Annotated in this window: 23 protein-coding genes; 11 read left to right on the top strand and 12 right to left on the bottom strand. The window is 39.4% G+C overall.

From position 1 onward, the window contains the following. Nucleotides 1-325 precede the first annotated feature (325 nt). Both ACYSNQ_RS11225 and ACYSNQ_RS11220 read left to right on the top strand, forming a co-directional pair. Nucleotides 326-757, top strand: a complete 432-nt coding sequence (locus tag ACYSNQ_RS11225; protein WP_426083357.1) for a GNAT family N-acetyltransferase — start codon at nt 326-328, stop codon at nt 755-757. 152 nt (nt 758-909) lie between these two features. Continuing rightward, the gene (locus ACYSNQ_RS11220) at nt 910-2,010 is read left to right on the top strand and encodes a mandelate racemase/muconate lactonizing enzyme family protein (protein ID WP_426083355.1); all 1,101 of its coding nucleotides are present in this window, start codon (nt 910-912) and stop codon (nt 2,008-2,010) included. 132 nt (nt 2,011-2,142) lie between these two features. On the opposite strand, the gene ACYSNQ_RS11215 is transcribed toward ACYSNQ_RS11220, so the two are convergent. Beyond that, a complete protein-coding gene (locus ACYSNQ_RS11215; RefSeq protein WP_426083353.1) occupies nt 2,143-2,688 on the bottom strand; it encodes a helix-turn-helix domain-containing protein in 546 nt (181 codons plus the stop codon). A 359-nt stretch (nt 2,689-3,047) separates the two neighbouring features. Between ACYSNQ_RS11215 and ACYSNQ_RS11210 the strand changes: the two genes are divergently transcribed. Then, the gene (locus tag ACYSNQ_RS11210; protein ID WP_426083351.1) at nt 3,048-3,482 is read left to right on the top strand and encodes a VOC family protein; all 435 of its coding nucleotides are present in this window, start codon (nt 3,048-3,050) and stop codon (nt 3,480-3,482) included. A 139-nt stretch (nt 3,483-3,621) separates the two neighbouring features. Here ACYSNQ_RS11210 and ACYSNQ_RS11205 read toward each other — a convergent pair whose 3' ends face one another. The 6 genes from ACYSNQ_RS11205 to ACYSNQ_RS11180 form a co-directional block, all read right to left on the bottom strand. Next, nucleotides 3,622-4,947: an ABC transporter substrate-binding protein gene (locus ACYSNQ_RS11205; RefSeq protein ID WP_426083349.1), complete on the bottom strand. Its 1,326-nt coding sequence runs from the start codon at nt 4,945-4,947 to the stop codon at nt 3,622-3,624. Between the two features lie 17 nt (nt 4,948-4,964). Continuing rightward, entirely contained in the window at nt 4,965-5,801 is an 837-nt protein-coding gene (locus ACYSNQ_RS11200; RefSeq protein ID WP_426083347.1) for a carbohydrate ABC transporter permease, read from the bottom strand. A 2-nt stretch (nt 5,802-5,803) separates the two neighbouring features. Continuing rightward, the gene (locus tag ACYSNQ_RS11195; protein ID WP_426083345.1) at nt 5,804-6,718 is read right to left on the bottom strand and encodes a carbohydrate ABC transporter permease; all 915 of its coding nucleotides are present in this window, start codon (nt 6,716-6,718) and stop codon (nt 5,804-5,806) included. Between the two features lie 425 nt (nt 6,719-7,143). After that, a complete protein-coding gene (locus ACYSNQ_RS11190) occupies nt 7,144-8,619 on the bottom strand; it encodes a response regulator transcription factor (RefSeq protein ID WP_426083343.1) in 1,476 nt (491 codons plus the stop codon). After that, the gene (locus ACYSNQ_RS11185) at nt 8,616-10,355 is read right to left on the bottom strand and encodes a sensor histidine kinase (RefSeq protein WP_426083341.1); all 1,740 of its coding nucleotides are present in this window, start codon (nt 10,353-10,355) and stop codon (nt 8,616-8,618) included. Before ACYSNQ_RS11185 ends, ACYSNQ_RS11190 begins: the two co-directional genes overlap by 4 nt. Nucleotides 10,356-10,431: 76 nt before the next feature. Next, a complete protein-coding gene (locus tag ACYSNQ_RS11180; protein ID WP_426083339.1) occupies nt 10,432-11,757 on the bottom strand; it encodes a glycoside hydrolase family 28 protein in 1,326 nt (441 codons plus the stop codon). A 235-nt stretch (nt 11,758-11,992) separates the two neighbouring features. Between ACYSNQ_RS11180 and ACYSNQ_RS11175 the strand changes: the two genes are divergently transcribed. From ACYSNQ_RS11175 to ACYSNQ_RS11155, 5 genes are all read left to right on the top strand, one after another. Continuing rightward, nucleotides 11,993-12,994, top strand: a complete 1,002-nt coding sequence (locus ACYSNQ_RS11175) for a LacI family DNA-binding transcriptional regulator (protein ID WP_426083337.1) — start codon at nt 11,993-11,995, stop codon at nt 12,992-12,994. Between the two features lie 171 nt (nt 12,995-13,165). After that, entirely contained in the window at nt 13,166-14,590 is a 1,425-nt protein-coding gene (locus tag ACYSNQ_RS11170) for a tagaturonate reductase (protein ID WP_426083335.1), read from the top strand. Then, nucleotides 14,583-16,088, top strand: a complete 1,506-nt coding sequence (locus ACYSNQ_RS11165) for a UxaA family hydrolase (protein WP_426083333.1) — start codon at nt 14,583-14,585, stop codon at nt 16,086-16,088. Before ACYSNQ_RS11170 ends, ACYSNQ_RS11165 begins: the two co-directional genes overlap by 8 nt. Nucleotides 16,089-16,283: 195 nt before the next feature. Further along, the gene (uxaC, locus tag ACYSNQ_RS11160; RefSeq protein WP_426083331.1) at nt 16,284-17,672 is read left to right on the top strand and encodes a glucuronate isomerase; all 1,389 of its coding nucleotides are present in this window, start codon (nt 16,284-16,286) and stop codon (nt 17,670-17,672) included. Nucleotides 17,673-17,822: 150 nt separating this feature from the next. After that, a complete protein-coding gene (locus ACYSNQ_RS11155) occupies nt 17,823-18,668 on the top strand; it encodes a sugar phosphate isomerase/epimerase family protein (protein WP_426083329.1) in 846 nt (281 codons plus the stop codon). 322 nt (nt 18,669-18,990) lie between these two features. Here ACYSNQ_RS11155 and ntdP read toward each other — a convergent pair whose 3' ends face one another. From ntdP to recX, 5 genes are all read right to left on the bottom strand, one after another. Further along, nucleotides 18,991-19,524 (bottom strand): nucleoside tri-diphosphate phosphatase, encoded by a 534-nt coding sequence (gene ntdP / locus ACYSNQ_RS11150; RefSeq protein ID WP_426083327.1) that lies wholly within the window; start codon nt 19,522-19,524, stop codon nt 18,991-18,993. 121 nt (nt 19,525-19,645) lie between these two features. Next, complete coding sequence (locus tag ACYSNQ_RS11145; RefSeq protein ID WP_426083325.1) at nt 19,646-20,896, bottom strand: DUF6179 domain-containing protein; 1,251 nt, start codon at nt 20,894-20,896, stop codon at nt 19,646-19,648. Then, nucleotides 20,877-21,320: a DUF6323 family protein gene (locus ACYSNQ_RS11140; protein ID WP_426083323.1), complete on the bottom strand. Its 444-nt coding sequence runs from the start codon at nt 21,318-21,320 to the stop codon at nt 20,877-20,879. The genes ACYSNQ_RS11145 and ACYSNQ_RS11140 overlap by 20 nt, the downstream gene beginning before the upstream one ends. A 194-nt stretch (nt 21,321-21,514) precedes the next feature. Then, nucleotides 21,515-22,687 carry an A/G-specific adenine glycosylase gene (gene mutY / locus ACYSNQ_RS11135; protein ID WP_426083489.1) on the bottom strand — a complete coding sequence of 391 codons (1,173 nt, stop codon included), beginning with the start codon at nt 22,685-22,687 and terminating at the stop codon, nt 21,515-21,517. After that, nucleotides 22,677-23,480: a recombination regulator RecX gene (recX, locus tag ACYSNQ_RS11130; RefSeq protein WP_426083321.1), complete on the bottom strand. Its 804-nt coding sequence runs from the start codon at nt 23,478-23,480 to the stop codon at nt 22,677-22,679. The genes mutY and recX overlap by 11 nt, the downstream gene beginning before the upstream one ends. A 128-nt stretch (nt 23,481-23,608) precedes the next feature. On the opposite strand from recX, the gene rlmD reads away from it, so the two are divergent. The 3 genes from rlmD to ACYSNQ_RS11115 all read left to right on the top strand — a co-directional run bounded on the left by rlmD (nt 23,609) and on the right by ACYSNQ_RS11115 (nt 26,292). Continuing rightward, the gene (gene rlmD, locus ACYSNQ_RS11125; RefSeq protein WP_426083319.1) at nt 23,609-24,979 is read left to right on the top strand and encodes a 23S rRNA (uracil(1939)-C(5))-methyltransferase RlmD; all 1,371 of its coding nucleotides are present in this window, start codon (nt 23,609-23,611) and stop codon (nt 24,977-24,979) included. 24 nt (nt 24,980-25,003) lie between these two features. Continuing rightward, nucleotides 25,004-25,264, top strand: coding sequence for a hypothetical protein (locus ACYSNQ_RS11120; RefSeq protein ID WP_426083317.1), 261 nt, complete (start codon nt 25,004-25,006; stop codon nt 25,262-25,264). Between the two features lie 209 nt (nt 25,265-25,473). Next, nucleotides 25,474-26,292, top strand: coding sequence for a hypothetical protein (locus ACYSNQ_RS11115; protein WP_426083315.1), 819 nt, complete (start codon nt 25,474-25,476; stop codon nt 26,290-26,292). The last annotated feature ends 38 nt before the right edge of the window (nt 26,293-26,330 follow it).

The raw sequence follows: 26,330 nt of genomic DNA, 5'->3' as shown, positions 1-26,330 counted from the left end.
CATATCTATAGAATGATATACGCATAAAATTACATTCGTTATATTTTTTTAATTATATTTCTACCTAATTTATTTTTATTTATACCATCAAATTAATTATTTACTTCTGTTCTTTATTCTGAAAATAGAAAATTCAGACAAATTACAATTATTCTAAATAAAAATTTTATATTTTTACTAATTTCTGAAATTATCTGCTCTGTTTAACAGTGAAAATGACAATTCGAAAACTATTTAAAACAACACTAATTGTTTGCTTTTAGTTGTTACTTAAATTTATAGTATAATTAATCAATCACATAGAAATTGCATTAGGAGGAATTATATGAAAATTGTTCATACAAAAGACACAATGAGTGATATTTATTTGGATGCTCTTCGTATTCGTCATCAAGTATTTATGATTGAACAGGGCGTTCCAAAAGATATCGAAATCGATAAAAATGAAGCCGCCTGTATTCATTTTGTGCTCTATGAGAATAAGGATCCCGTAGCAACCTGTAGACTGCTGCCATTAACTGATGGTGTGTTCAAACTGCAGAGAATGGCTGTTTTAAGTCAATATAGAGGGAAAAATTATGGCAAACTACTAATTGATGCTGTAGAGGATTTAGCTAAAAAGCAGGGCTATAATACGATTACGCTGGGGGCACAGCTCACCGCTGTAGAATTTTATCAAAAACTTGGCTATATCAAACATGGCGAACAATTCATGGACGCAAATATTCCCCATTTCCAGATGGAAAAACATTTTTAGACGTTATTTTTAGTCTTTTAGTCAACAGAATACCAAAGCCTTATCGTGTTCTGTTGACCCCTTTTCTAGATTCTGTTACACTATATGTAAGCGAATTCTTTTTACACGAAAAAATGCACACGTTAACATTTATTGAATTAGGAGGAATTATCATGTCCAAAATTGCTGCTGTTACTACTGAATATTATCGTATCCCTTTACCTGAACTGATGGAAGATGCGAAACATGGTCTGCATACTCATTTTGAGGTACCTATCGTCAAAATCCAGGCAAATGATGGTCGTGAAGGTGTTGGCTACACATATACAGGCGGATTTGGCGGCCGGGCAATCTGCTCGCTGATTGAAAACGAACTAAAACCGATTCTTCTCGGAAAAGATGCTAGCTGTGTGGAGGCTCTTTGGGATGAGATGAACTGGGGAATTCACTATGTCGCCCGGGGAGGATTGGCAAGCTTCGCCATTGCAGCCTGTGATATTGCCTTATGGGACTTACGTACAAAAAAAGCAGACGAACCTCTTTACAAGCTGCTGGGCGGTATCAGCAACAAAGTGAAGTGCTATGGAGGAGCGATTGATTTAAATTTTCCTTTGACAAAGCTGCTAAGTAATAATCAAAAGTATTTGGATATGGGACTAAAAGCTGTCAAAATCAAATTGGGACAGCCAACACTGACAGAAGATATTGAACGAATCGCTGCGGTCCGCAACTTGATTGGTGCCGAAACAACATTTATGGTAGATGCCAATATGAGCTGGTCAGTCGAAAAAGCCATTAAAGCAGCTAAGGCAATGGCGCCCTATGATATTTTCTTCTTGGAAGAACCGACAATCCCTGAAGACTATGAAGGGTACGCGCGAATTGCAGAAGAAGGGCATATTGCTGTAGCCGGAGGAGAAAATCTAAGGACCCTGACTGAATTTCGACACATGCTACAGTATGGTCATGTAGACTTTCCACAACCGGATGCTTCGAATGTTGGTGGTATTACCGGCTGGCTAAAGGTGGCTTATTTAGCTCAGGCTCACAATCTTAGTGTGTCCACTCATGGTATGCAGGAGCTTCATGTAAGTCTTTTAGCAGCTATGCCTAATGCAGGCTATCTCGAAATGCACAGCTTCCCAATCGATCAGTATACTATGCGCCCTCTGGTCATTGATAAGGCAGACGGACTTGCTGTTGCATCAGAAGAGGCAGGTATTGGTGTGACCTTTGACTGGGAGAAGCTGGCTCCTCATAAAATGAACTTCTAATTACAGACTGCTGAACAAGCTAGAAAACTGGTATTACTGCCGCTTTCTAGCTTGTTTAACTATTCAATTAGTTTGTTTATATTCACAGATGCTACTTCGTTATTCCCCAATGTCTACCTATCTTTTCTAAAATTATTTCTCTAAAATACGGTTTAGTGTGATTTGAGCATATTCATTTGGTTTTAGTACTCTAATTTTTCCTGAATATTTTTCTTGCAGCTGGTTTAATAATCTTTCTACTGCAGGAGTAACAACAATAAAGTCTATTTGCGCCTTTGCTAAAACGGCATCCAGCTCATTGAATCTTACCGGACGCCAGGAAATTTCAGGGTAATCATGTGCCAGATTGGCAAGAAAGTCCCTGGTTCCATAGTCTTTCGCTTCATTTCCCCAGGTAGTGTCATTAGACGGTGTATAATTTTGAACGAATAGAAGTCCTTTTTTCATGATATTCTCCTTCCTATCTTTTTCAACTATTTTTTGACTCGTAATCAGCTGATCCAAAGTAACCTTCAGCTCCTGACTTAGCTGGATAAGATAATCGATAGTTGGGGTACTTTTGTTTAACTCCCATTTGGAAATCGTTTGTCTTGAGACATGCATTTTCTCCGCTAAATCATTTTGAGTCATTTTTTTCAATTTTCGATATACTTGGATATTGGCGCCAATATCTGTCATAATAGCTTCCTCCCATAAATCAACCATAACTTTTTTTTATTTTTTATCAATTGTAAAATCTAAATTTCTTGTCACTTTTTCGTTGCCCGCTTGCCTTTTCAAAAGCAACTTATCGTTGCATTGCAGTAGAATTAAAGCTTTTCAAGAAATAACAGCTACTTTTTAAATCCTGTGAAAATCAGCAATCGAGCCCTGACAGTTCTGACTGGTACCATTAGTATAGCACGTAGCCGTTCGACAGCTTTGAAGCTAAAACAAAATATGTTTACTTTCGTTGCTCTAAATAGTATGAACCAACAGATAGTTTCTTTGAACAGCTTGATATAGTAGAATAAATTTATCGAAAGGAGGGGGCGTCAGTGAGTTATCATTTTCATCATGTTCAAGTCACTGTTGCTAATATTGCAGAATCAGAAATATTTTATGATCAGTTATTTTCTTTTCTTGGCTATGATCTTAAGAAAAAGTACAAAGGGTATTTGGAACATGCGAATATGCATGTTGTGGAGTATCTTGGTGATGGCTTTGATTTTGGTATCTGCTCCCCAGCCGCCGCTTTTCAAAACGAAGAAATACATCCACGAAAACCAGGTGCTATACAGCACATCGCTTTCAAAGCAGATTCTAGAGCAGAGGTTGACGAAATATTCAATAAAATTAGTCATTTAGACGTTAAAATACTTCATGGCAAACCTAAAGAATATACAGAAAGAATTGCACCAAACTATTATGCACTATTTTTTGAAGCCCCAGATGGTATTCGCTTTGAAATATTTCATTATCCAAATGAATAAGTTAATTTATCAAGTCCCCGCTCTATAAGAGGCTTAAAAAGCTGCTGGCCATCTTCTTACAGATAGCCAGCAGCTTTTTATCTTCACTTCACCATATATTTTGTCAAACTATAGCTCACTCTTCATTTCCTGATTTGGCTTAATTCATAGCCTCGTCATACTTCACTTTAGAATCTTCAATGGCCTTTGCCCATTCATCAAGAAATGCCTTAACTGTTGTATCCCCGCTCATTACTGCCTGAATTCCAGGATCCACTTTATTATCCAGAATTGAACGATAATCAGGTAAGTAGAATGGTGGTTGATACAGTTCTGTTTCCGGGTTGTCATATACTTCGAAGGCGGCTTTAATGTGCTGCGCATCCTTAATCCAATCTTCGTTTAAAACATCGGAGTTCGTTGGAATTTGTCCGATATTTTGATTCCAGTAGCTTTGACTGGATGCAGAATTCAAATATTCAACCAGCTTCCATGCTTCTTCTGGATGATCAGAATTAGCAAATGCTGAGATACCAATCGTATTACCGCCTTCTGCAACATAGTTTCCGTTTTCTGATTTAGGCAGCGGTACTGCTTCAAATTGATCTGCCTCCAACGATTTACTGTGTTCCCCAAAAGAACCAATGTTATGGTGCAGGATTGCCGCTTTTCCTGTATCAAATACAGCAACCATTTCTTTATAGCCGTTCGTGATATCACTCTTCGGTGTATTATTTTGATACAATGCAAAGTATTTTTCTAAAAATTCAACGTGCTTTGGATCATTTACAGTTGCTTTGCCATCCTTATCCACATACTCTGTCAGACCTGAGTACGCATACATTAAACGCTGCAGCTGTAGTGAGCCGCCCGCCCCACCACGAATTGTATAACCATACATGTCATCAGTTGTCAGTTTATCCACATCTGTAAAGAAATCATCCCATGTCTCAGGTGCGTTCAAGTTTTTTTCTGCAAATACATCTTCTCTAATCCATAGAATGTCTAAATTTTGTGTATACGGAATACCATATAGCTTCCCATCTTGTACAATTTCTTTATTGAACTCAATAGCTCCTTCGTTGATTAAATCATTTAAATCAGAATCTTTTAAATAATCATCCAGCGGCAGCAGTGCTCCGCGAATTGAAAACTCTGGCAGCCAGCTTGACTGAAGGGAGGCTACATCCGGTGTATCATTGGCTGCAATCGCTGCATCGAGTTTTGATTTCGCTTCATCTTTTGGCAATCCTACATATTCAACTTTAATAGTAGGATTTTCCTTTTCAAAATCATCGATTAGTTTTTCCCATATCGGTGTTCTATCTGGTCCTGAGTTTTCATCCCAGAAGATTAATTTAACTTCTTTTCCTTCGGATGATCCACTTTTCGCTGCTCCTGAAGAGCTTTTTCCTGAACCGCATCCAGCAACCAATAGTCCAGTAAGTGCCAGCGCACTTGCCACTTTAAGAAACTTCTTTGACATTTTCTATTCCTCCTAATTTATCCTTTAACAGCTCCGCCCATACCGTTCACTAAATGTTTTTGTGCAAACATAAAGAGAATAATTGATGGAATCAAAGCAATAATACTGCCTGCCGCCAATGCTCCGTAATTAACGTTAAACTCACCCATCATGAAACTCAATCCAACCGGCAAAGTAAACTTCGCCTGATTATTTGTCAACATCAGCGCTAACAAAAACTCATTCCATGCATATACAAAGATATTAATTCCTGTAGCTACTACTCCCGGCAGCAGCAATGGAACGATTACCTGGCGAATCGCCTGCATTCTTGTTGCCCCATCAATCGCAGCCGCTTCCTCCAGCTCCGAAGGAATTCCCGAGATGAATCCGCTCATCAAAATAGCTGAAAACGGAATCTGCACTGCTGAATATACCAGCATTAAAGAAATCGGATTACTAATCATCCCAATATTACTAAACATAACGAACAATGGGATAATCAGCATAGAGCGTGGAATAAATTGTGTCATTAAAAGAATCAACATGAAAATTCTTTTTCCTTTAAAATTATATCGAGCTAATGCATAGCCTGCTAATACAGACAAGACCAGCGTTAGCAGAACTGTTCCTACACCAACCAGCACACTATTTGAAAAGTACTTTTCAAAACCAACATCATTCCAAGCATTAATAAAATTCTGGAAAGTCGGACTGGAAGGCAGATACTGCAGTGGTGTTTTGATGATATCGCCCTCTGGCTTCAATGCAGTATTCAATGTCCAATAGATTGGAAATAATGTCCATACCAACATCAAGGCCAATGGAATATAAAAAGTTAATGTTTTGTCTAGTTTCCCCTGTCTATTATACAAGACTATTCCTCCTCGAATTTAGAAATTTTCAGATAAACTAAGGCAATGATGGTTAAAATCAGAAATGCAACAACAGTTAATGCAGAACCGTAACCGAAATCACTTCCATGTACCGCTGTTTTTGCGATATACATGGCATAGGTCATTGTCGAATTGGCTGGTCCGCCGTTAGTCAAGTTGTACATCAAATCCACATTGTTGAATTCCCAAACTGTTCTCAACAGCGTCGTTAGTACGATAGTTCTTTTCAGCTGGGGTAAAGTGATGTTTAAAAATGATGTCCAGCGGTTTGATCCATCCATTGCGGCTGCTTCATAAAGCTCATCTGGAATACTTTGCAGGGAAGCCAGAATAGTAACAGCGAAGAACGGAACCCCCCGCCACAGCTCTGCAACAACTACTGAAATAAACGCACTATTGGTACTAGCCAGAAAAGCATGAGGTTCACTAATGATTCCCAAATTCATCAGTATATCGTTGAAAACCCCCATATGCTCGTTGTACATCAAACTCCACATTACAGAGGTAAGTACTCCGGAAATTGCCCAAGGCACAAAGACAAACCCTCTTGTCAGTCCTCTAAACTTAAATTTTTTGTTTAAAAGCAAGGCAACACCCATTCCCAGACCTAACTGCAAGGCTACCTGAGATACAACCCATTTCAAGCTATTAATCAAACTGGGAATAAAATATTTGTCTTCTGTAAAAATCTTCACAAAATTATCGAAACCGGCAAATGAATCGTAAAAAGGTGCCGAAATATCATAATTTTGGAAGCTGTAATAAAAGATTCTCGCCATTGGGAAAAACAGCAACGCAGTAATCATAACTAATGATGGCAGTAATAATAGATACGGCGCTTTCTGAAATTTTTTTCTATTTTTCTTTACTTTTGGCAGTGTAGCTTCTGTTTCCATTTTTCTCCTCCTAACATTTTCTATAGTTCTAAAATACTAGAAAACGCTTCCACCTAACATTCATTATTTTAAGACAAACTTATAATATTTTAAGATTTCAGTTGTTTCGATAAAATCAGCCCACTTAAATAAAAAAAGAAGGGTCAAAGAATCCCACTCTCTGATTTGTTAGCCGCTGAATAATTGATAAAGTCGTCTGGGACATAAACAAATTCCCAGATTTTTGTCAAAATCTCATTATCCTTACTGGATTACAACAAATGTCCACATAACCACTTGCCGGTAACTAACTGCGGCAAGTAATCCCAAGTCTAGCTATTTTATTGCTTTCCTTAAATAGAAGAACTTGGAACAAAAAACAGGAAATTACTGTTTTTGTTCCAAGTTCTATAATTTCATTTGTTTTTTCTTGCCGATACAATCCTTTACTTGCCTTCAATTTCTTTCTTGTAGCTTACTCTAAATTGTTTTGGGGACAAGCCATTCTCTTTTTTAAAGCAGCTTGAAAAATAATTAGGATTGGTAAAACCCGTTTCCAGCGAAATCTCAGTAATTGAATGATTAGTCGTTTTTAACAGTCGATAGGCTTCTGTCATCCGACGTTCGAACAAGTAATCCGTGTAATTCTTCCCTGTTTCACTTTTAAAAAGATTGCTTAAGTAGGGCGGAGATACATGGGTATTTTCTGCCACCAGCTGTAAAGAAATATTTTCATCTGCATAATGCAGATCAATAAAACGTTTTGCTTGCTCAATAATTGAATCCGACTGAGTATTTTGCTCTTGAACTTCCGCCCAAGCTTTAGCCAAATCCTTCACCGGCTGAAGTAACTCTTTCAATACGGTACCAGAGGTTATTTTTTGATAAATTAGGAATTCATCTCTTTGAAGCATGCTTCCTGCCGTCTGAAGCAAGAAGAAAACCTGCTTGATTAGGAATGGTCTAACCTGAGCTAACGGCAGTGTCAGCAATGCACCATTCTCCTCTAGAGAATTCAGTTTTTGATAAACCTCCATAGGTTTTTCTGCCTTTATTGCCTGACTAAGCTGGATTTCCAGCTCTTGTAAAATCGGTGAGAAATCAAATCGGGCCTGTTGTGGATTATACGTATATACACCCGGCTGGGCCAATTTATTTTTTTCAAAACAAATACGAGCCTCAATAATTTTTTCAGTCACATCTTCAGAGCCTTTACCAATAGTGCTTAACCCAATCCAGCCTTCGTTCCTCTTAATAAACTTCTGCAGCTCAGAAGCATTCAGCCAGTCTTGAAATTCAATTCCCAGCTTCTCCAAATAAACCAGAGAAAAATAAGTATTGTCTTCTAAACGAATGGTTTCATGACGGAACTGGCTGGGGATACTCAGCACTCCTTTATTTAGAAAATAGCATAGACATTGATATGGTCCCGCTACCTGAAAAAGCTGATCGATTTGTCTAGAAAAATCAGCTTTCTGAGAATGAATAACTTTTTTAATCAGCTCCCGGCGCTGGTATTCTCCTGATGTCTGTTCCGTCAGTATTTCTTCTGCCACGGCCTGAAAAGCTCGATCAACTTGAGGCAGCAGAACCGAAGCATCGACTGGCTTCAAAATATAGTCAAAGGCTTTCATACTTATGGCGGCCTGAGCGTAACTAAACTCACTATAGCCTGTTAAAAAAATGATGCGGCTGGGACTACAATTATTTTTAACGATTTCCTTTCCCATCGTTATCCCATCCATAAAAGGCATATTGATGTCTGTAAGTACAACCTGAGGCAGATATTTCAAATATTTTTCCAGTCCCTCTTGTCCGTTGTCCGCTTCAATAATTTCAGTGATACCGATTTGTTCCCACGGAAGTGAAGTTAATGCTTTACGAATAATCCACTCATCTTCAACAATCAACAGTTTTCTCATTCTTCTGCCTCCTTCGGTATGACAAGTTTAATCAGGGCGCCATCCACGCTTTTTTCAACCCAAAGTCCATATGCTGAACCAAAGCATTTTTTGATTCTCAAATTGACGCTGCGCAGCCCAATTCCGATGACTTTACGGCTGCTTAAAGCGGATAAATTGATTTCTTCGTTAATCAGCTCCAAGCGCTCATCAGAAAACCCTTTACCATTGTCTTTAATAATTACCAGTACAGCTCCGTTGCTCTCTTTTATTTCGATTGATAGAAAACCTTTTGAGCTCTGCTCTTTAAGCCCGTGATAAATCGAATTTTCAACAATCGGCTGTAGAGAAATTTTAGGAATAAAGGACTTCAAAAGCTCTGGATTCTCTATTTTTACCGCATAGTCAAAGCGATCATGGTACCGATAACTCATGATTGTTAAATAATTTTGAACATGCTCCAATTCCTCCTCTAGGGAAATCAACAGGTTGCCTTTACTGATACCGGTACGGTAAAACTCTGCAAGGGAGCGGGTCATTAAAGATGCATCCCGATTCATTTCCATATCACTGAGGCTTTGTATTGAGTATAGTGTATTGTACAAAAAATGAGGGTTAATCTGTGACTGCAGTAGTTCAATTTCTAAACGGCTCCGTTCCTCATGATTTTGCTCGTTTTCATTCAGCAGCCGCTCATTTTTCTCAATCATCAAATTAAAGCTTCGATATAAAACCGACAATTCATTAAAATGCTTTTGATTAACCGGCAAAGGACCTTTGTGATCAGTAATACTGGTCGCTTCAATTTCTTTAGCTAAATTACGAATAGGCTTAGAAATATAACGACCTACAACAATAACCATTAAAGTTCCAGCTAAAAGTAGAAATAGAAACAACGCTGCGGCCAGGGTCAGATAAGCGGACTGACTTTTCTGGAGATCCTGTTCTGGAAAAACGGCGGCTAAATACCATTGATTCAAACCGAACTGCTTACTCTGGATATGGTAATTTTCCCCAGCCACCCGCTTTATCTGCCGAGTTCCATCCAGCTCCTGAAACACATCTGCTGGAAATTGCTGATCAGAATCCGTAACTGCTGTGTCGGCACTGACCAAAAACAAGCGGCCTTTTTCAGTAACAAAGCTTTCCTGCAAAAGATTATCAATGTAGTCATGCTTCAAATTAAATACAATCACGCCACTCGCTTCGGAAGAATCATCCCCAATAATCTTACAAATTGAGATTGTTTTTTCTTTCGCTGTAGAGAAAGGGCTTTCTTTTGAGTCCAGCCAAAAATACTTTGTTTCTCCATCCGCTAAGTCAAAGAAATTCTGATAGTCAATTTCATTTAGTCCTTGTGAAATCTCTCCCCCATTAAAGAAGAATTCACCATTATTTACATTGATGTAGATGGAATCCAAAACATCCTGAAAGCGATAATAAAGTTCCTTAATATTGGTGTTCATACTAACAGCCTGACGTAAAGCATCATCATCATTATTTATTACTTCAATAAGGTTTGGATTATTGTTGAGATTTACAACCTGTTCGAAAAGCTGATTAAAGGTTCGGTTAAGGACGCTGAATTTATCCTGCAAAGTATTTTCTACACTTGTATAAGCAGTATCCGTTACCTCTCTGGTTGTTGTAATACTGGAAAAAACAAGTGAAAAAAGAATGACCACCGCTACAAATAATATATAGAACGTATTCAAAACTGTGTTCAATGACCGTGATTTTTTCTGTTTTTCTGTCATACCGTCAACCCTCTTTCCAGTATCTCATCATCCTTATTTTATCACAGGTTGCTTCTCCAAAAACAACTCATTTCCATTAAACCGCTTGAAAAATCGTTTCTCCCAGCTTCTTAGAACGGCAGTGACACAGCTCGATTTCCTTACTCTCTAGAATTTGAAAAGCTGAACCTTCATGATTTTCAATCGTTACCCGTTCAAATAGCACATTTTCGGCAAATTGAATCAAAAATCCTTGATTCTTCATTTTCTTCATTCCCATCATCATAGCCGGTTCTCCCTCAACGGCTTCTTCTGCCATTGAAATCCGTACATTATCAAAGGTAATTCCCTCCGCATACTGTTCAGCCAATCCATAAATAAAGCCAGCGGCTGCCTGAACATTTTCCGCAGTGATATTCATAAAATGGATACGCCTAAAACACGGCGTTGCCTTAGTAACCGGCTGAGGTTCCTTAGTCCATACCAGCTTCTGCTCTCCTTTAGGTCCCCAATAATAATAAAGGTTAATGATAAACGGGCAGACAACATCCTTCATCACAATATTGCTAATCCGTATATCTTCTACTATTCCGCCTCTGCCCCGCCGTGATTTCAAGCGGATGCCTCGATCTGTTCCTTGAAAAACACAGTTGCTAATTGTGACATTGCGGATATCTCCACTCATTTCACTTCCTAAAACCACTCCGCCATGTCCATGAACCATCGTACAATTAATGATGGTTATATTTTCACAGGATATTCGTTCAGCTGTTTCCTCCGTTCCTGCCTTAATAGCAATACAATCATCCCCCACATCGATATGACAGTTGCTGATATGAACATTTTTACAGGAATCAGGATCTATTCCATCGGTATTAGGAGAATCAGCGGGATTTAAAATTGAGAGATTATCTATGGTAACATCCTCACAAAGAATTGGATTAACTGTCCAGCTTGGTGAATTGACAAGCTGAATATCTCGAATCGTAATCCGCCGACATTGATGAAAGCTGATTAGTTTAGGTCTGGGATACGCTAAATCTTTCCTGTTATTTCTAAATAAATCCCACCATAAGCTGCCGCTGCCGTCAAGAATGCCGAAGCCGGTTACTGAAATATTCTCAGCATTTTCAGCATAGATACAAGAAGCATACACTTTTTGCTGCACACCTTCCCAGCGGGAAACAACTACTGGGTAATCTTTCTGATCATCAGAAAATTTCAACACAGCGCCCGGCGCTAAATGAAGAGATAAATTGTCTTTTAAAAATAGAGCCCCTGTCACAAAAACACCAGCCGGCACCACAACTTCGCCGCCGCCATTTTTATAAGCAGCGTCAATCGCTTTCTGAATAGCTATTGTGTTGCTTTCTGTTCCTTCTGCCGCACCAAAATCAGTAATATAGTATCTTTTCTCGCTCATTCCATTTCCTCCTGACCTTTTCTTTTTGCAATTAAATAATCAATCTTTTAGCTGTAATTTTATCTATTTCTCAGCTCACATTTAGTACCGTCCATCAATAGCCTATCATAATTCATTAAAAAAACCAATAAAAATTTTCACGTGTGCATTGTTTTTAAATCAACATTCCTCATTGACATTCTATCTATTTCATACTATGATGTTAACGTTCACAATTATTGAAATGAGGTGGCCTATGGTAACCATAAAAGATATCGCAAAAACAGCTGGTGTTTCTCATACCACTGTTTCCAGAGCACTGAATAACAACCCGTTGATTAAGCTGGAAACACGAAAAAAAATCAAAAAAATTGCAGAAGAAATGAACTATGTTCCTAATTTCAATGCCAAGAGTTTAGTAAATCAAAAAAATTATATGGTTGGTCTATTTTTCTCAAGTATTGATCAGGGAACAAGTTCCAGCTTTTTGGTAGATGTCATTACGGGAATCCATGCTGTTTTGGATGAAAGCTACAGCTTATCCGTGGAAGGAATCGACGAAATTAGAGCGTTGGAACAAATTAACTTTCAGCGCTATGATGGAATTATCATCATGAGTCAAAGTGATCATGACGAAGCCTTTATTGACTTTGTGAAACAGCAAAATATTCCTTTTGTTGTTTTGAATCGCCCTTTAGAGGATTCTGATATCATCAATGTATTAGCCAATGATGCTGAAGGCGTCACAGAGGCCATTGATTATGCTATTCAGCTAGGTCACGAGAGAATCGCCTACATCGGCGGGAAAGATGATTTCCGTTCTTCCAATGAGAGAAAACAAGGGCTGATTATTAGTATGAAAAAAAATCAGCTGCCGATTAATGAAGATTATTTTTTCAAAGGTGATTACAGTATCGAAAGCGGCTTTGAGGAGATGCAGAACATTCTACAGCTCTCACCCTTACCCTCACTGGTTTTTTGCGCCAACGATGATATGGCTATCGGTGCCATGCGCGCTGCGGCCGAACAAGGGTATCAGGTGCCAAAAGATATTTCTCTTATCGGATTTGATGACAGCAAGCTGGTAGCTTATCTCAATCCCCCTTTGACAACTGTTCATAAACCCGTGAAGAAAATTAGCCGAACTGGAACCGAACTGCTCCTGCGCATGATTGATGGTGAAGATATTTCACCTAAACAGTACCGGGTGAAAACCCATCTTCAGGTTAGACAATCTGTTGCGCCAGTCGAGAACTAATTAAAAATCCTGCTCAAGCAGTGAATTAGAAAAAGCGGAGCTGTTAAAACGTTTTTAAGAATAGTTATTCTTTTTCAAATAATCATAAAAGTTTTGGATTTCCTTGTCATCCATAGCTTTTTAAATAAAATTGTTAACGTGTGCATTTAATACGAAAGGATGTTTTCCAATATGAACAGACTAACAAATGAAAAAATCAAAAGAGAAACACTCCCCGTGAAAGTACTTCAATTTGGTGAAGGGAATTTTATGAGGGCCTTCGTAGACTGGCAGATTCAGCAGATGAATAAACAAAACCTCTTCAACGGTTCAGTGGCAGTGGTTCAACCCATTAATCAAGGCTTAGGTGAAATGCTGGAAGAACAGGATAACCTCTATACAGTCATTTTAGAAGGCTTGTTAAATCAGGAGTTAATCAACTCTTCTGAGGTCATCACGGTGATTGATTCAGTCATCAATCCTTATAAAGACTGGGACGCATATCTATCTTTAGCAGAGAATGACTCTCTTGAGTTTATTGTTTCCAACACAACAGAAGCCGGTATTCAATATCTTCCTAATGACAGCCTTGCGGATAGTCCTCAGCAGAGCTATCCTGGAAAACTAACTGCTTTTCTCTATCGACGTTTTCAGCTTGAAAAAAAGGGGCTGATTATTATTCCTTGTGAGTTAATTGATCGTAACGGTGAGAAGCTAAAAGAAATCGTGCTTCGTTATGCAGATGACTGGCAATTAGGACCTGCTTTTAAGCAATGGCTTGAACAGGACAATATTTTCTGCTGTAGTCTAGTTGACCGGATTGTACCAGGTTATCCAAGGGATACAGCTGCGGAGCTTAATCAGCAGCATGGCTACGAAGACCGTTTAATGGTCAAAGCAGAGCCATTTATGCTATGGGTGATTGAAGGTCCACAAAGCTTAAAAAAAGCACTTCCTTTAGCAAAAGCTGGATTAAACGTGATTGTTACAGAGGATATGACTCCTTATCGTCAAAGAAAGGTTCATTTGCTCAATGGTCCTCATACCGCAATGGTTCCCCTAGGTTTGTTGGCAGGAGTAGAGACCGTAGAAGACATGATGAAGGATACTGATTTCAGATATTTTATTGATCATTTGTTTACAGATGAACTGATTCCTATGCTGACTCTGCCGGAAGATGAACTGTCTGCTTATGCTGAACAAATCAAGGAACGCTTTTTAAACCCTTTTGCCCATCATCAGTTAAATGCGATTGCTTTAAACAGTGTTTCCAAGTATACTGCCAGACTGCTGCCTGTTTTCCTGACTTATCAAAAGCAGCGAAACGCCTTGCCGCCATACATGACAGCCGCTTTGGCTGCCTTGCTTCGTTCATATAAAGGCGATTCTATTACACCACAGGATGATGAAGCTGTTCTTAACATATTTGAAGCAGCCTGGGAAAATCCGGACACGGCTGTTCAGATATTGCTTGCTGAGACTGCTCTATGGGGAAAAGACTTGACTACTATTCCCGGACTAACAGAACAGGTTAAGCAAGATTTATTAGTATTGGATACAAAAGGAGCTAGAGAGCTTATTCAAAATATAAATAAAGGAGAAAAAGTCCATGCCTGAAACATTAACAAAAGCCCCCTTAATAACGCTAAATCCCAATGATACTGTGGCAGTTGCCCTACGCCCTATTACAGCTGGCGAGATACTGCAGCTAAATGAACAGGAAATAACTGCTAATCATGATATTCCTCAAGGTCACAAAATTGCTCTGACTAATATGGCTAAAGATCAGCATGTGATTAAATACGGCTACCCTATTGGTCATGTTTTAAGCGACACTATTATCGGCGATTGGCTACACACTCATAATGTAAAGACCAATTTATCCGGCGAGCTGGATTATTCCTATCAGCCGAATCTTCAACAGATTCATTACCCAAAAACTGATTTAACATTTAAAGGCTACAAACGTGCCGACGGTAAGGTGGGGATTCGAAATGATTTGTTCATCGTTCCTACTGTCGGCTGTGTTAACGGTATGGCTGAGCTGATGCTTAAGGAATTCAAAGCAAAGCATCCTGATCTTGGTGCTTTTGACAACATCACTATTTTAAAGCATCCCTACGGCTGTTCTCAGCTGGGAACCGATCACCAAAATACCCGCGACGTCCTGATTGATGCAGTGAAGCATCCAAATGCAGGTGGTGTTCTTGTTTTTGGATTGGGCTGTGAAAACAACACAGTTCCTGAGTTTGAGGAAAAGCTAGGTGAATACGACAAAAGACGGGTGAAATTTTTAGTCGCTCAAGAAGTCTACGATGAAGTGGAAAAAGGTGTAGAGCTGCTGGAGGAACTCTATGAGGAAGCTAAAAATGATTACCGGCAGGAGGTTCCTCTTGCAGAATTGAATGTTGGTCTAAAATGCGGCGGCTCCGATGGCTTCTCAGGTATCACCGCCAATCCTTTACTAGGAGCTTTTTCAGACTTTCTCATCGCTCAAGGAGGAAGTACGATTCTCACAGAAGTACCAGAAATGTTTGGTGCAGAGCAGATGCTGATGGCCCGTGCTGAAAATGAAGAAGTTTTTGACCAGATTGTTCATTTAATCAATGATTTCAAACAGTATTTTCTATCTTACGGTGAACCTGTCTATGAGAACCCTTCGCCTGGAAACAAAGCCGGCGGAATAACTACTTTAGAAGATAAATCTTTGGGATGTACTCAAAAAGCCGGAACAGCTCCCGTCGTCGACGTGCTGAAATATGGCGAAAAGCTGAGCAAAAAAGGCTTGAGTTTACTTCAAGCGCCTGGGAACGATTTAGTGGCAGCCTCTGCTTTAGCTTCATCAGACTGTCATCTAGTATTGTTCACTACAGGTCGCGGAACACCTTTTGGCGCCTATGTACCAACAGTCAAAGTGGCTACGAACAACACCATTTTTGACCGAAAGGGTCATTGGATGGATTTTAATGCGGGAACGCTTTTGGAACAGCCTATGGAGGAGGTTCTTGAAGAATTTATTCAAAAAATTATTGCTGTAGCTAGCGGTGAACCTACTCGTAACGAAGAAAATGACGTTCGGGAAGTCGCAATCTTCAAAAACGGCGTTACACTATAACTCCATGTAGCTTATAGAATCTTTTATATACGAGCTGCCAGTAGAGCGGAGTGCAGCTTTTCCGCTCCTGTCGGCTCCATTTAGCAGAGAAAGAATAGCGGAACCTATGCTTATTTTCTGTTCTATCCAACGTTTTTCTCACTGCTTCAAACACATTATTGTGAAATTATTCATTAGAAAGAAGGATTGACCACTATGTTTTTAAATGATGATTTTTTACTGTCTACTGACTGGGCAAAAAAACTCTTTCATGAGCATGCTGCAGCCATGCCGATTATCGACTACCACTGTCACTTGGAACCTAAGGAAATCTATGAAAATCAAAACTTCACGAATATCACTGAAGCTTGGCTTTCCGGCGATCACTATAAATGGCGGCTGATGCGCGCCTGTGGAGTTCCGGAATCTCATATCACTGGAGAAGCGTCCGATTATGATAAGTTTATGGTTTGGTGTGAAACTGTACCGAAGCTAATCGGAAATCCTTTATACACATGGACTCATTTAGAACTGAAGCGTTTTTTTGACATTGACCTTCTTGTTACTCCGGAAAATGCTGAGACAATCTGGACTCTTGTAAATGAAAAACTAAAAACAACTGCATTTAAACGCCGAGAAATCATTCGTCGTTCAAACGTAAAAGTGGTTTGTACAACAGATGATCCCAGCGATGATTTAGCTTATCATAAGCTTTTGGCTGATGAAGAGTCTCATTTCAAAGTCCTGCCCTCGTTTCGCCCGGATAAAGCATTGAATATTCATCATACCGGCTTTAATCAGTGGATTCACCGCTTATCAGAATCCAGTGAAATGCCGGTAACTACCTATGAAGAACTGATTGCCGCTCTTGGCAGCCGTATTGATTTCTTTCACAAACTGGGCGGACGTCTCTCTGACCATGCCCTTGATATTCTTCTCTATGAAGAAGCGGACAGCGATACACTGGAAGCAATTTTTCAAAAAGGGCTGCGCGGTTTACCTCTGACAGAGACAGAGCTTCACAGCTACCGCACAGAAACTCTCATTCGACTGATTCATTTTTACCATCAATACGGATGGACTATGCAGCTTCACATTCATGCTTACCGAAACTGCAACCAGAGGATGCTGGCACAGCTAGGACCCGACACTGGTTACGACGGCATCAATGATTTATCCATTACAATTCCGCTGCAGCAGCTTTTAAATCGAGCCGAAAGCAGCAATCAGCTGCCAAAAACCATTCTCTACTCGCTGAATCCAAATGATTATCCAGCCTTGGTTGCTCTACTGGGCTGCTTCCAAAAAGAAGTTGCCGGCAAGCTACAGCTAGGTTCCGGCTGGTGGTTTAATGATACCCGTGCTGGGATGCGGGAACAGCTTACACAGTTAGCTGACGGCAGTGTTCTCCATAATTTTGTTGGTATGCTGACAGATTCACGCAGCTTTTTATCCTATACCCGCCACGAATACTTCCGCCGTGTCCTTTGTGAGTTCGTTGGTGAAATCGTGGAACGAGGCGAAGCTCCTGCTGATGAAAAAACTTTAGGAACCCTTGTTCAGGCGATTAGCTATACCAATGCTGAACACTATTTTAATTTTTAACAGAAATTTTCTATTTCTATCCACACGCTGCTTTCAACATTTATAGATGCACCGCTTGACTCGTATACTGATAAAAGTAATAGAACTATAACCTGAGCCTTCGATAAGACTTAGCCATCATTAACAAAAATTAGAAAAAGGAGAAAAGCAATGATTCCTTTGAACCTTGGTATTCGTGCCCACGACTTATCAGCCGATTCCCGTGAAGAACTGGCTGATAAGGTACTAAAACATGACCTGTCCCATATCCAGCTGGCTGTCAAAAAGTCTTTTCCAGAATTTGCTCCAGACTTACGGAGTATTTCCAGCGGTACCGCCAGCTTTATTAGTGATTATCTACAGCGCATGGGAATTAAAATTTCTGTTTTAGGCTGCTATATCAATATGGCTTCGCCAGATCCGCAGTTTCGTCGCCGCGAACTGGATATTTTTAAGCACCACATCACTTTAGCTAACGATTATCATGCGGCTGTTGTCGGAACAGAAACCGGCTCTGTCGGTGATGGCTATACAACTAAAAACTTCACTGAAGAAGCTTATCAGCTAGCTCGTGATTCGGTCATTGAGTTAACCGCCTTTGCAGAAAAGTTTGGTGTAACAGTTGGTGTTGAAGCAGGGATTAATCATCCTCTGCACACTTCAGAGCTGGCACTAAGATTGATAAAGGAAGTTCAATCGCCAAACCTGAAAATTATTATGGACTGTGCCAACTTGATTTCTGTCGAAAATCATCAGCAACAGGAAGCAGTTGTCTACAATGCGCTGAACCAGCTTCGCGACGACATTGCTAGCTTTCATCTTAAAGATTTCATTATTGAAAACAATCAAGTCAAAATTGTACCTGTAGGAACAGGCTGGATGAATTATGACCAAATCCTCAGCTTTTTAAAACATGATAAGCCCCTAATGTTTGCCAGTCTGGAAGCAACAGTTGAACCACATGTTGCCTCCGCTGCTGCCAAACTACGGGACATCTATCAAGCCCTTCCTGATTAGTCTCTGCATCCCTATTCTTGGAATGTCATGATGTTTTATAAACAGACATTCGAATGAAGTTAAGTAGTACAACCGTTGGAGTAAAAAAGGGAATCGCCAGTCAGTCACAAGCTGAGAAAAGTAGAACGATTTTGTTCAGCTCTCACGCTAATTGTGGAAAAGAACTTGCTCGTGAAGCTAGGCCTTAGCCAAATTCTTCTCTCAGTCTCTCCCTTGATGTTACTGACTTTACAGCCATAAATAGTATCCCTTCGCCAAATATAAAAGCCCCTGTACACGAAAGTACAGGGGCTTTTATATTCATACAGTCCATTTACATCGACTATTTTTTAGCCAGCTGCTGGTAACGCCGATACCAGATATCAATATAGGCATCAGAAAACGGTCCACGCTCATTATTAATCCAATCTACAAGAATTTTAACATTCTCTTTTAAAATAAAATCGATATCACTTGGATAGTTCATTATTTTACTGTGAAATTCATACTCATCCACATCAAGAAGACGCTTCTCTCCATCAGGGAAGACCTTGATATCCAAATCATAATCGATATACTTCAATGCTTCATCATCTAACAGATACGGTGAAGCAAGATTGCAATAATAAGAAACCCCCTTTTCTCTGATCATTGCTATTACGTTGAACCAGTATTTTTTGTGGAAATAAACAATTGCTGGTTCTCGAGTAACCCAGCGACGTCCGTCAGACTCTGTCACCAGAGTGTGATCGTTCACGCCAATCAAAGAATACTCACTTGTTTTTAATACCATAGTATCTCGCCATGTTCGATGTAAATGACCGTCATGTTTATAACTCTGAATCGTTACAAACTCTCCCTCTTTAGGAATCTTCATAGTACCCCAACTTTCCCTTAAATGAAATTTTCAATATATTTTCATTCAGGTTCTCATTACATCGATATCCACTTAATTATAGCATAATTTTTACATTTGCATACAGGAGAGTTCTTACTTCTCATTGAAAATCTAAAGAGGGTAGTTCAAGCTGCTTCAAGTGGTCATCCACACGTTTTCTTGTATCTGCCTTTAAAGAATTTAGATAGTTGTAAAAGTCTATTTTCCAAGGCTCCTTAAACTCCAGCCTCATGAAATCTTCCAGCTTTACAATCTCCTCCCACTCATCTCTTTGTGCGCTAAACTTGATTAAAACAGCAATCATCTCCAGTTGTAAACTTTTAAACAGCAGTTCATATTCCTTTTCAGACAAAAGCTCCAGCTCAAAAAAATCCAGATAATCGTAAATGGATACGAAGCTTTCAATTAAAAAAGCAACTTTATCTGTACTCTTCAATACTGCTGCCTGAGTGACAACCTCAGTGAAGCTTTCCATTAACAGGCCTTCATTTGCTATAAAGAGACTAGCTGGTTCTTTTTTTAAAATAAACAAGGATTTCTGATCCTTTGCAGTGTTATTGTCCAGCTTATAGAGAAAATTCCCCAGACTTTTTCGATAATAAACACTATCCGAAAGCTCTAGTCTACAAAGCATTTCTTTGAAAAACTTTTCCTGATGATGATGATTTATTTGATGAGCTTTTTCCAAAAGCTCATCAATTTCGGCATTAGAAAATAATAGCGTATTTGTGAAGTCTCTACCAATTAACTGCTTGCCAAACGCTTGAAAAAAAACACGTTCATAAATATTATTTATATCCGTTTGATAATCAACCTTCACCTGTCGTTCATAGGCTTGAAATAACTCCAATAAACAGCTAGCAGAAAAGGCTTTACAGAAATTATTTTCCCATAACAGCGCAGCTAGAAAAGCCTCCACAAAGTCCACACCCTTTAGCTGTTGGTCATCTAAAGGAAAGGCCAGCTGATAATCAATCCATAACGCTCCAGTCTGATGTGCGCCGTATTCCATATCATAGCTAACAAAAAATTCACTGAAATCCTGTAACAAATTCTGATAGGATTCTACCGGAAGCGGCGTCCTTGTTTGAAGCACCTCTTGATAAAGCCCTTCTGCTCTAGCTAAGTGTTTCTTCAACTGCAGCTTTCCTTGTTCAAAAGCAGCAGCTGCTGACAACTGCTGATTGCCGGCTTCTGCATGATTCATTGTATATAATAGTGAAAGCAAAACATTCTCTGCTTCATCTACTGGTACAACAGAAGTTCCACTGACTTTTTCCAATAAAAGCTGTTTCAGCAGAAGCAGGACGTCCGATTCTGAAAAGTGAAAATTATTCATCAACTGGTTCATTCAGACTTCCTCCTGTCAATTTTTCTGCTACAAGCCATTCCTCAAAATACCCTTGAATATGAGGAATTGAGCCTTCATATTTTTCAAATACCGTCAGCATTTTATCCAAAATATCCTGATCCGACCATGAAAAAGCCGTATCACTACGTATAAAATAAAACAGTTCCTGCAAATCAAGTAAGTCAGAAAAATAGTTGTTAGGCGTCACAAAGGCTGATTCCGATAAATGAGCGGCCAGATACTTTTGTGTTTCCAAGGCTAGCTCCAACAGGTGACTATCCTGCAACGCTTTTCCCCGGCTTGCCAGTATAACCTTAAGCTGCTGCGTGGTTAGTATCATTTCATTCCTTTTAATGCCTTGATTGATTTGCTTTAAATCTTGTTCCATTTCTCCATTAAATAACAAACTAAAATCATACTTCATAGCTCTTCCTCCCTTATGGCACATACTTAATACCATAGAAAGGCGAGTATGTATAGTCTATTAATTTGTCTCATTTTATGATATTATAAAAAGAGAAAGCCTAGAAAAAAATCTTGGATATCCAAGGTTTTTTTCTAGGCTTTCGTATTCTTTTTTATTATTTGTATGTCTTTTATAAATAAAAAATAACATAATTATTTTTTTGAAGAAAATTCTTTTTTCAGCAGCTCAACCATTTTTTGCTGAGGCTTTGGAAAGACATACTCTGAAAAGCGTTCAGCTGACAGCCATTCCTGCTGGGGCTCAAGCGGGTGATTCTCAGTACCTCTACCGTAAAAGACCAAAATATGCCATTTCAAATGACTAAAGATATGAGTTACCTCTCCTAAAGACCGTTTCTGCCAAACTACCTGATCATAGCTGTTTAAAAGCTGACTGCTGCTCTCTTCAGCGACTAAAGACTCCTGATCAATATCCAGTGCAAGCTGCTGATTCACTTCAGCCCAGTCCCTTTGCATGGCTTCAAATTCTTTCTTCGTCACTTCTTTAATCGGAAAAAGCCACATATTAGCCAGCAGACCTTTATCACTGCGTTGTTCTACTAAATATTCCTGCTTTTTATTTTCAATAATTGTACCGATATAATAAACATCTTTAGGCTTCATTTTTTTTGATTTTACTGGATAGCTGGTCATCGTCCCATTTGCATAGCCAGCACAATAAGATTGGATAGGACAGGCTTCACATTTAGGTGAAGTTGGGGTGCAAATGGCTGAGCCCAAGTCCATCATCGCCTGATTGAAATCGCCTGGACGCTGCTCATCAATAATCAGCCGCATTGCTTCATCAAATAGCTTGCGGCTGGATGCCTTCGCAATATCTGCCTCAATTTCAAACAGCCGACTGACAACCCGCATGACATTCCCGTCGATAGCCGGCTCGGGAAGTCCAAAAGCAATACTGCCGATAGCTCCAGCTGTATAGGGACCAATTCCCTTCAGCTCGCGGATTTCTTCAATTGACTTTGGCATCTCTCCTTCAAAATCGCTTATAATCTGCTGAGCTGCCGCCTTTAGATTTCTAGCTCGGGAATAATAGCCTAAGCCTTCCCATGCTTTGAGAAGCCTTTCGTCAGAAGCCTCAGCCAGTGCTTTAATGGTTGGAAACCACTCCATGAACCGATAATAATAATCGATTACTGTATCTACCCGCGTCTGCTGCAGCATAATTTCTGAAATCCAGATACGGTAGGGATCCAGATTTATACGCCAAGGCAGATTTCTCTTTTCCTTCTCATACCACTCAATAAATTCAATTTGAAAACTCCGGATTTTCTCAGGTGTATCCAGCAGTTGATTATTCTTCATCATTTTCCAGTTCCTTCTCGCTGACAAACTGGGCAATCAAATCGAAATCGAAGCCTCTTTGATAGAGCGCCTGCTTTAGCTTCAGGCTGCGCTTCCTCGGCTCTAAATTACGATGCTTTTCCCACAGCTTATCTCCTTGTTTTTGTAGCTGCTCTGCTTCCTGCTCTTCATCCTTTTCAAAAGCTAACTCGGTCATGACCTGTTCGATAATATCCTTTGAAAAACCTTTTTGAATCAGGTGAAGCTTCGTCTTCTGTACAGCGTCCTTAAAGCTTTTGTCCCGATAACGCCGCATACTCTTTTCCGCAGCTTTTGAAGCAATTGTCCGCTGTTCTACCTCTGTATAGACAGACAAGCCATGCAGAATTGCCTCTTCCTCTACGCCTTTTTTCTTCAGCTGCTGTTCTACCTGTTTAGGTCCTTTATCTGAAGTCTTCATTATGGTTCGAACATAGCTTTCACTGTATACATAATCATCAAGCAGCTGCATCTCCTGCAGCTGGTGAATAATTTTTTCTCTATCTCTCTGAGGAATTTCTTTATCCTTTAGATAATCTCTGATTTCTTTTTTTGTCCGCAGCTGGTAGCTGAGATAATGGAGTGACAGCTGTAAGCCTACATCATATGAACCAGCATTTTTAATTTCTTCAATCTGCTCAGGCGAGATTTCCTGATCTTTCAGTAGACGATAACGAACTAGTGTGTCCTCTGAAACACGGAGCTTTTCCCCTGAAGACAGCCAGACAAGATAGAACTGAGATTTCTCTCTAGTGATTTTTATAATCTTCTCCATTTCTTTCCACCTCTCTTATCAGAACATACATTCTACTATACCATATATTATCAAGAAGCCAAACCGGAAAATCTATGCTAAAATTAAGCTGTCTATAAAAATAAAATCTGATATAAAAGGAAGTCATCATGAATAATCAGCAAGTAAAAATCGGTCAAACAATTCCTTTAAAAATAAAACGGCTAGGGATTAACGGCGAAGGAATCGGCTATTATAAGCGTACCATTGTCTTTGTTCCCAACGCACTGCCTCAGGAACAGGTTTCAATAAAGGTTACAAAAGTAAGTCCTAAATTTATTGAAGGAGAGCTAACAAAAATCAGTAAGCCTTCTCCTGACAGAATAACACCGCCTTGCCCGGTTTATGAAAAATGCGGCGGCTGTCAGCTACAGCACTTAAATTATCAAGCCCAATTGGTTTACAAAAAAGATTTGCTGAAACAGGCGCTAACAAAATTCAAACCAGCAAATTATCAAAACTATGAGCTTCGGAAAACAATCGGTATGAAAGATCCATGGAATTATCGAAATAAAGCCCAGTTTCAGCTTCGCGAAAATAATGGTACTGTTGAGGCCGGGTTGTATCAGCCGGACTCACATACATTGGTTCCAATCGATAATTGTTTGGTTCAGGATACGACTGTCACCAACGTTATGAATACGCTGGTAGAACTGCTGAATAACTATCATCTGCCAATTTATGATGAACGGAAAAACAGCGGTATTTTCCGCACATTAATGGTCCGTATAGGTGTTCAAACTGGCGAGGTTCAAGTTGTTTTTATCACCCAATCTCAAAAATTCCCGCAAAAGCAAAAAATAATTAATGATATTCAAGCTAAACTGCCGGAAGTAGTTTCCATTATGCAGAACGTTCAGAATAAGAAAACTTCTTTAATTATGGGCGACCAGACCATCCATCTATGGGGGAAAGAAAGCATTAGAGAACGCATCAGTGAGTTATCTTTTGATTTGTCTCCAAGAGCCTTTTTCCAGCTGAATCCAGAACAGACTGAAAAGCTTTACGATGAAGCCCGGAAAGCTTTGGATTTAAAGCCAGATGAATCAGTAGTTGATGCTTATTGCGGTGTTGGTACGATTGGATTAAGTTTAGCTCATCAGGCCAAAGGGGTACGGGGAATGGACACCATTCCAGCTGCTATTGACGATGCTAGAAAAAATGCTGCTGAGCTAGGGGCATCAAATACACGCTATGAGGTTGGCACCGCAGAAGAGCTGCTGCCAAAATGGCTGGGAGAAGGCTTTAGACCTGATGGAATTATTGTTGACCCGCCCCGCACTGGTTTGGATTCAAAGCTGCTTCAAGCAATTCTGCAGTATCCTCCTAAAAAAATGGTCTATGTCTCATGCAATGTTTCTACACTGGCCAGAGACCTAGTTCAGCTGGTCAAGGCCTTCCATGTTGAATATCTTCAATCTGTAGATATGTTTCCTCAAACCGCCCGTTGTGAAGTTGTTGTGAAGTTGGTTAAAAAATGAGAATCATCAAAGGAGTTGAAAAATATGGCAGTAGGTGCATTGTTTTTTTTAATACTAATGGTAGCTGCCTTAGTATTAATTGGGGGAATTTTAATTGTTGGTTTGACAGGTCTCATCACCTTTGTTCTGAGCTTGTTTTCAATTGGCGCAATGGCCACAGTAAAACGAAAGAAAAAATTCGGCAACGGCTGGTATGCATTACCATTAATTCCCTTAATCATCAGTATCATTATGGTCATACCGCTGCTGCTCTCTCTGGCCTATTTCTTTATTATTTCCAGATAGCAGGTCATTTTACCAGAAAAGAACTGACCGAAGACAGCATTCTTCCTGTCACTTTTCTTGTGACAGGCTTTGTTTAATCTATCTATCGGACTTATCTTTGGATAATTTTGGCTGAGAGTGGCTATTCCCTTAGGGGTGGAACCTTTATCTGAAAACATATAGCTTGGAAAATGAATGTTAGTATAATCTTTATTCAAAAGGAGAAAAAAATGAAAAATAAAAAATTAGTGTTGGGGCTATTGGCCTCTGCAATTCTTATTTCAGCATGCACCTCAACTAACTCGGAAAATTCAGTTAAGGAAAGCAGCAGCATAGAAACAACTGTTTCTTCCGAAATATCTTTAGAAAATAAAATCAAAGTGCCGGATACTTTATTCAAGCCTTACGAAGAAGTTGAAGCTGCCTTTAAAGAACTTGGACTAAAGGTAGAATTTGTATCTGCTTCTTTCAAAGAAAAAGCTGAGGAAGAAAAGCATTTTCTCAAAAAAGGCGAGTGTAACACCCTCCTAGCTCAAAAAAACTTAACTTATTTTAGTGATGAACAGGTTGGAAAAGAAAAAGCTGGTTATTATGCTGAAAAGGGAGCGACTATTCGAATTGGTGTTTCAGAAGAAGATTTTGATGGATCAAAAGATGAAGTCATTAAGAAAATTACCGGAGAAAGCTCTACCGATTCTACAAAATCTGAAACGACTACTTCTACAACAAGCACCCCTATAGAATCCGACAGCGTTGACACAACTGTAATTGCTTTGGCTGTCGGAGAAACTGGTCAATTTTCCGGAGAAATTATTATTGGTGAAGACTTAGATGCCGGTGCGTATGATATTATCCCCGTCAGCGATACAAGTGACTCCTTTAAGCTGTTTAAAGATAAAACTGCTCAGGAAGCTGATGAGTACAAATTTGAATGGCTCTTCCCGGCAGATGAGGAGGATGCCGAAGGCGATTCTTTAAAAAATTATGTTCTAAGATCAGGAAATATATTAGATATTTCAACTACTATGGAATTTACCCGAGTAAGATAAATGATTATTCAAAGAAAATCCGGAAAAGTGTGTAATGT

The organism is Enterococcus sp. LJL51 (genome assembly GCF_054871795.1).
This window is presented reverse-complemented; position numbering and strand designations above follow the sequence as displayed.

Excerpts from the sequence above, each read along its gene's own strand:
- ACYSNQ_RS11225 (WP_426083357.1), top strand. The coding sequence starts at position 326 with ATGAAAATTGTTCATACAAAAGACACAATGAGTGATATTTATTTGGAT.
- ACYSNQ_RS11215 (WP_426083353.1), bottom strand. The coding sequence starts at position 2,688 with ATGACAGATATTGGCGCCAATATCCAAGTATATCGAAAATTGAAAAAA.
- ACYSNQ_RS11180 (WP_426083339.1), bottom strand. The coding sequence starts at position 11,757 with ATGAGCGAGAAAAGATACTATATTACTGATTTTGGTGCGGCAGAAGGA.
- ACYSNQ_RS11170 (WP_426083335.1), top strand. The coding sequence starts at position 13,166 with ATGAACAGACTAACAAATGAAAAAATCAAAAGAGAAACACTCCCCGTG.
- ACYSNQ_RS11185 (WP_426083341.1), bottom strand. The coding sequence starts at position 10,355 with ATGACAGAAAAACAGAAAAAATCACGGTCATTGAACACAGTTTTGAAT.
- ACYSNQ_RS11165 (WP_426083333.1), top strand. The coding sequence starts at position 14,583 with ATGCCTGAAACATTAACAAAAGCCCCCTTAATAACGCTAAATCCCAAT.
- mutY (WP_426083489.1), bottom strand. The coding sequence starts at position 22,687 with ATGAAGAATAATCAACTGCTGGATACACCTGAGAAAATCCGGAGTTTT.
- ACYSNQ_RS11140 (WP_426083323.1), bottom strand. The coding sequence starts at position 21,320 with ATGAAGTATGATTTTAGTTTGTTATTTAATGGAGAAATGGAACAAGAT.
- ACYSNQ_RS11220 (WP_426083355.1), top strand. The coding sequence starts at position 910 with ATGTCCAAAATTGCTGCTGTTACTACTGAATATTATCGTATCCCTTTA.
- ACYSNQ_RS11175 (WP_426083337.1), top strand. The coding sequence starts at position 11,993 with ATGGTAACCATAAAAGATATCGCAAAAACAGCTGGTGTTTCTCATACC.
- ACYSNQ_RS11120 (WP_426083317.1), top strand. The coding sequence starts at position 25,004 with ATGGCAGTAGGTGCATTGTTTTTTTTAATACTAATGGTAGCTGCCTTA.
- ACYSNQ_RS11145 (WP_426083325.1), bottom strand. The coding sequence starts at position 20,896 with ATGAACCAGTTGATGAATAATTTTCACTTTTCAGAATCGGACGTCCTG.
- ACYSNQ_RS11190 (WP_426083343.1), bottom strand. The coding sequence starts at position 8,619 with ATGAGAAAACTGTTGATTGTTGAAGATGAGTGGATTATTCGTAAAGCA.
- rlmD (WP_426083319.1), top strand. The coding sequence starts at position 23,609 with ATGAATAATCAGCAAGTAAAAATCGGTCAAACAATTCCTTTAAAAATA.
- ACYSNQ_RS11155 (WP_426083329.1), top strand. The coding sequence starts at position 17,823 with ATGATTCCTTTGAACCTTGGTATTCGTGCCCACGACTTATCAGCCGAT.
- recX (WP_426083321.1), bottom strand. The coding sequence starts at position 23,480 with ATGGAGAAGATTATAAAAATCACTAGAGAGAAATCTCAGTTCTATCTT.
- ACYSNQ_RS11195 (WP_426083345.1), bottom strand. The coding sequence starts at position 6,718 with ATGGAAACAGAAGCTACACTGCCAAAAGTAAAGAAAAATAGAAAAAAA.
- ACYSNQ_RS11115 (WP_426083315.1), top strand. The coding sequence starts at position 25,474 with ATGAAAAATAAAAAATTAGTGTTGGGGCTATTGGCCTCTGCAATTCTT.
- uxaC (WP_426083331.1), top strand. The coding sequence starts at position 16,284 with ATGTTTTTAAATGATGATTTTTTACTGTCTACTGACTGGGCAAAAAAA.
- ntdP (WP_426083327.1), bottom strand. The coding sequence starts at position 19,524 with ATGAAGATTCCTAAAGAGGGAGAGTTTGTAACGATTCAGAGTTATAAA.
- ACYSNQ_RS11205 (WP_426083349.1), bottom strand. The coding sequence starts at position 4,947 with ATGTCAAAGAAGTTTCTTAAAGTGGCAAGTGCGCTGGCACTTACTGGA.